This window comes from Streptomyces sp. AcH 505 (assembly GCF_000818175.1).
Classification (GTDB): domain Bacteria; phylum Actinomycetota; class Actinomycetes; order Streptomycetales; family Streptomycetaceae; genus Streptomyces.
In genome coordinates this window covers 812,608-816,532 of sequence record NZ_JTIY01000002.1, presented here as the reverse complement: position 1 = coordinate 816,532, position 3,925 = coordinate 812,608, and the positions used below count along the sequence as shown (strand labels likewise).

At 72.3% G+C, this 3,925-nt stretch carries 4 protein-coding genes and 1 pseudogene; 4 read left to right on the top strand and 1 reads right to left on the bottom strand.

Features of this window, described 5'->3' with window-relative positions; all coding sequences use genetic code 11:
• Positions 1 to 665, bottom strand: a pseudogene (locus tag HY68_RS44365) (CoA transferase); the annotation flags it as partial.
• A 140-nt stretch (positions 666 to 805) separates the two neighbouring features.
• Here HY68_RS44365 and HY68_RS33630 point away from each other — a divergent pair.
• The 4 genes from HY68_RS33630 to HY68_RS33615 form a co-directional block, all read left to right on the top strand.
• The gene (locus HY68_RS33630; protein WP_041999073.1) at positions 806 to 1,222 is read left to right on the top strand and encodes an OB-fold domain-containing protein; all 417 of its coding nucleotides are present in this window, start codon (positions 806 to 808) and stop codon (positions 1,220 to 1,222) included.
• Entirely contained in the window at positions 1,219 to 2,373 is a 1,155-nt protein-coding gene (locus HY68_RS33625; protein WP_041999070.1) for a thiolase family protein, read from the top strand. The genes HY68_RS33630 and HY68_RS33625 overlap by 4 nt, the downstream gene beginning before the upstream one ends.
• Before the next feature lie 29 nt (positions 2,374 to 2,402).
• Positions 2,403 to 3,308: an SDR family oxidoreductase gene (locus HY68_RS33620; protein WP_041999067.1), complete on the top strand. Its 906-nt coding sequence runs from the start codon at positions 2,403 to 2,405 to the stop codon at positions 3,306 to 3,308.
• A 13-nt stretch (positions 3,309 to 3,321) separates the two neighbouring features.
• A partial coding sequence (locus HY68_RS33615; RefSeq protein ID WP_198533473.1) for an MFS transporter occupies positions 3,322 to 3,925 on the top strand: 604 nt, incomplete at its 3' end.

The window sequence follows — 3,925 nt, the reverse complement described above, 5'->3', positions numbered from 1 at the left end:
GGGCCGTCCGTGCCCGGCAGCCGGCCCGCCGGGGTGATCGTCCACGGTTCGGGGACGGCGGCGGGCGGCCGGACCCCGGCGGCGGAGAGTCCGAGCAGCTGGGCCCGTCCGACGAACTCGTCCCACGGTGTCACGGCCGCCCGGCGGGCGATGTCGGCCCGGTCGCCGTCCCACTCGCGGCCGAGCAGGGCGGGCACCAGCTCCCGGTCGGCATCCCTGCGCAGCCCGAGCGCCACCCAGCCGTCGGCGCACCGCAGCATGCGGGTGCCACCGCCCACGGACGCGCCCCGCCGGGCGGCGAGGCCTGCCACTGCCGCCCGCTCCCCGAGCAGCGCCGCGCCGTCGAGGCGGACCGTACGGCCGAGTGCGCCGGCGAGGGCCGTGTACGCGCTGGCCGCCCCGTCCGCCGCGGTGACCACGTCGACCGACGACGGCAGCGAGACCGCAGGGCGCTCGTCGGTGGCAAGACCGAGCAGTCCGGACGCCGCCCATTCCGCGCCCACCGAGCGCTCGCGTCCGACCGGCAGGACAAGGTGACCGCCGCCCGTTCCGGTGGCCGTTCCGGTATCCGCACGGCGCGCGCCGAGGAGGTGGAGCAGTCGGCCCGCCCGACGGGTGGCCCGGCTCCGGTCGGCGGCGGTGTAACACCGGCCTTCGAGCAGCATGCGGCTGATCGTACGTCCGGATCGTCCCTCCACGGCAGTGTCGTGCGGGCGGCGTTCCGACCTGTTCACGCCTATAGACTTTTTTACCGTAAGCAGTACCGTGTTGCTGTCGATAACGTCCCGAGCGAGCGGAGACAGCCATGGGCAAACCCGTCCCGATCCCTGATCAGTTCAGTGCCTTCCATTGGGAGGGCGCCGCTCGTGGGGAACTGCTCGTCCAGCGCTGTGACAGCTGCCTGCGCTTCCAGTACCCGCCGTCGCCGGTGTGTGAGAGCTGTCAGGCGCGTGAGCTGACACCGACACCGGTCAGCGGCCGGGGCTCGCTCTACGCGAAGACGGTCCTGCATCAGGCGTTCCACCCGGACTTCGCCGACTCCGTCCCGTACACCGTCGCGCTCGTCGATCTCGACGACGCACCGGGCGTACGGCTGCTGACCAACATCGTCGAGGCGGACCCGGCCGGGCTGACCGCGGGCCAGCCGCTGGAGGTCACCTTCGAGCGGCGCGGCGACGGCGCGATCCCGCAGTTCCGACCGGTCCGAGGAGAGCACGCATGAGTACGGAACGCACCGGACGCACCGCGACCGTCGTCGGCATCGGCTACTCGACCGTGCACCGCGCGCTCGGCGTCGACACACGGCCGCTCGCCGTGGACGCCTGCCTCGGCGCCCTGGACGACGCGGGGCTCAGCACGTCACAGGTCGACGCGATCTTCGAGTACCCGGGCATGGGCACCCAGAACGCGACCCTGATGCAGCGGCTGCTCGGCATCGAGGACCTGAAGGCGTACGCGGACATCGGCGGTACGGGTCCCTCCGGGCTCGCGGCCGCGATGAGCGCGGTCGCCGCCGTCGAGTCAGGGGTGTGCGAGACGGCGCTGGTCTACCGGTCCGTCGACCGGGAGTGGGGCCAGCAGTCCGGCACGGTCGTGGCGCCGCCCGCGAGCGGCCCCGCCCAGTTCCAGACGCCCTACGGGGACTTCGGCGGAATCATCCCGGCCATCGGGATGAAGAAGTTCCGCAGGCTGGCGGAGTACGGCGGCAGCGAGGAGGACTACGGCTGGATCGCGGTCAACGCCCGTAAGTGGGCGGCGATGAACGAACGCGCCGTGCTCAGGACGCGGCTGACGATGGACGACTATCTCGACTCGCGCTTCGTCGCCGAACCGCTGCGGCTGTACGACTGCGACTACCCGGTCACCGGTGTCTGCGCCACCGTCATCACCACCGCCGAGCGGGCCCGCGATCTCGCGAGCGTACCGGTGACGGTCGACGCGGTCGCCTTCGGCACCGGCTCGCGCCCGGACTGGACCTTCACCGACGACTTCGTGTTCGGCGGGACGATCGGCTGCGCCCAGCACCTCTGGGAGAACGCGTCGGTGACGGCCGCCGATGTCGATGTGGCCGAGCTGTACGACGGGTTCACCCACATCACCATGTCCTGGGTGGAGGCGCTCGGCTTCTGCGGGATCGGCGAGTTCGGCGAGTGGGTGGACTCGGGCAAGCGGATAGGTCCGGGCGGTGATCTGCCGCTCAACACCAACGGCGGCCAGCTCGCGGCCGGCCGGCTGCACGGTCTCGCGTTCCTCAACGAGGCCGTCGAGCAGCTGCGCGGCGACGCCGGCAGCCGGCAGGTGCCCGACCCGCATGTGGCGGTGGTGGCCAACGCGCACGGACCGCAGTGCGGCGCGATGGTCCTCACCCGATGACCCGGAACCACACCGAAGGAGGGAGCACCATGCGGGCACTCGAAGGACGCGTCGCCGTGGTGACCGGGGCCGGCCGGGGCATCGGCCGCGAGGAGGCCCTGCTGCTGGCGGCCGAAGGGGCGAGCGTCGTCGTCAACGACCTCGGCGGTGCGGGCGACGGGCAGGGGGCGGACACCGGCCCGGCCCAGCGGGTCGTGGACGAGATCACGGCCGCCGGCGGCGCCGCGGTGGCCAGTACGGACGACGTCGCCGACGCCGACGGCGCGCAGCGGCTCGTGGACAGCGCGGTCGAAGCCTTCGGCGGCCTCGACATCCTCGTCAACAACGCGGGCATCCTGCGCGACCGGATGCTGGTCAACATGTCGGAGGAGGACTGGGATTCGGTCATGCGGGTCCATCTGCGCGGGCACTTCCTCAGCAGCCGGGCCGCGGCGCGCTACTGGCGTGCCGAGGCGAAGGCGGGCCGGCAGCGGCAGGCCTCCCTGGTCAACACCACGTCGACATCAGGTCTGTTCGGCAATGTGGGGCAGGCGAACTACGGCGCGGCCAAGAGCGGGATCGCCAGCTTCACCAGCATCCTCCAACTGGAGCTGGAGCGGTACGGAGTGCGCTGCAACGCCGTGGCGCCCGCCGCCAGGACGCGGCTCACCATGACCGTACCCGGCGCTGCGGAACAGTACGAGGAGCGCGCGGCCGACGGCGTCTTCGACGAGGACGACCCCGCCAACATCGCCCCGTTCGTCGCCTATCTGGCGACGGCCGACTGCCCGTTGGCCGGGCGTTCGTTCTTCGTGCGCGGCGGCTCGGTGCACCTCTTCCAGCCGTGGGCGATCGTCGACTCGATCGAGACGGACCACCGCTGGACGATCGAGGAGCTGCGCAAGGACGCCGCGCGCTTCGCCGATGTCGAGTTCACCCTCAACAAGCCCTACTGACGGCGGCCGACGCGTGTTCCGCAGCCGGACCGGCGGCCCGGCCCGGCCGGCGGCGCCGCTGAGCCTGATCCTGGTGCTCAGCGGGCTGTCGGCCATCGGCCCGCTCGCCACCGACCTCTATCTGCCCGCGCTCCCCCGGCTCGCCGACGAGGCCAACGCCACCACGTCCGCGGTGCAGTTGACTCTCACGACCTGTCTGGTCGGTCTTGGCGTGGGCCAGGTGGTGGCGGGTCCCCTCAGCGACCGGTACGGGCGGCGCCGGCCGCTGCTCGTCGGTCTCGCCCTGTTCGTCCTGTCCTCCCTGGCCTGCGCGCTCGCCCCTTCCGTCCCCTCGTTGATGGTGGCGCGCGCGGTGCAGGGACTCAGCGGGGCGGCAGGGCTGGTCATCTCCCGTGCGGTCGTACGGGATCTCTACGACGGCGCCGCCGTGGTCGCCGTACTGTCGCGGCTGATGCTGGTGATGGGGCTCGCCCCGATCCTGGCGCCCTTCCTCGGTTCGCTGCTGCTCCTCGGCACGGACTGGCGGGGGCTGTTCGCGGCGATGACCGTGTTCGCGCTCGTCCTGCTCGTCTCCTGCCACCGGGTGGTGCCGGAGACCCGGCCCGCCGCCGAGCGGG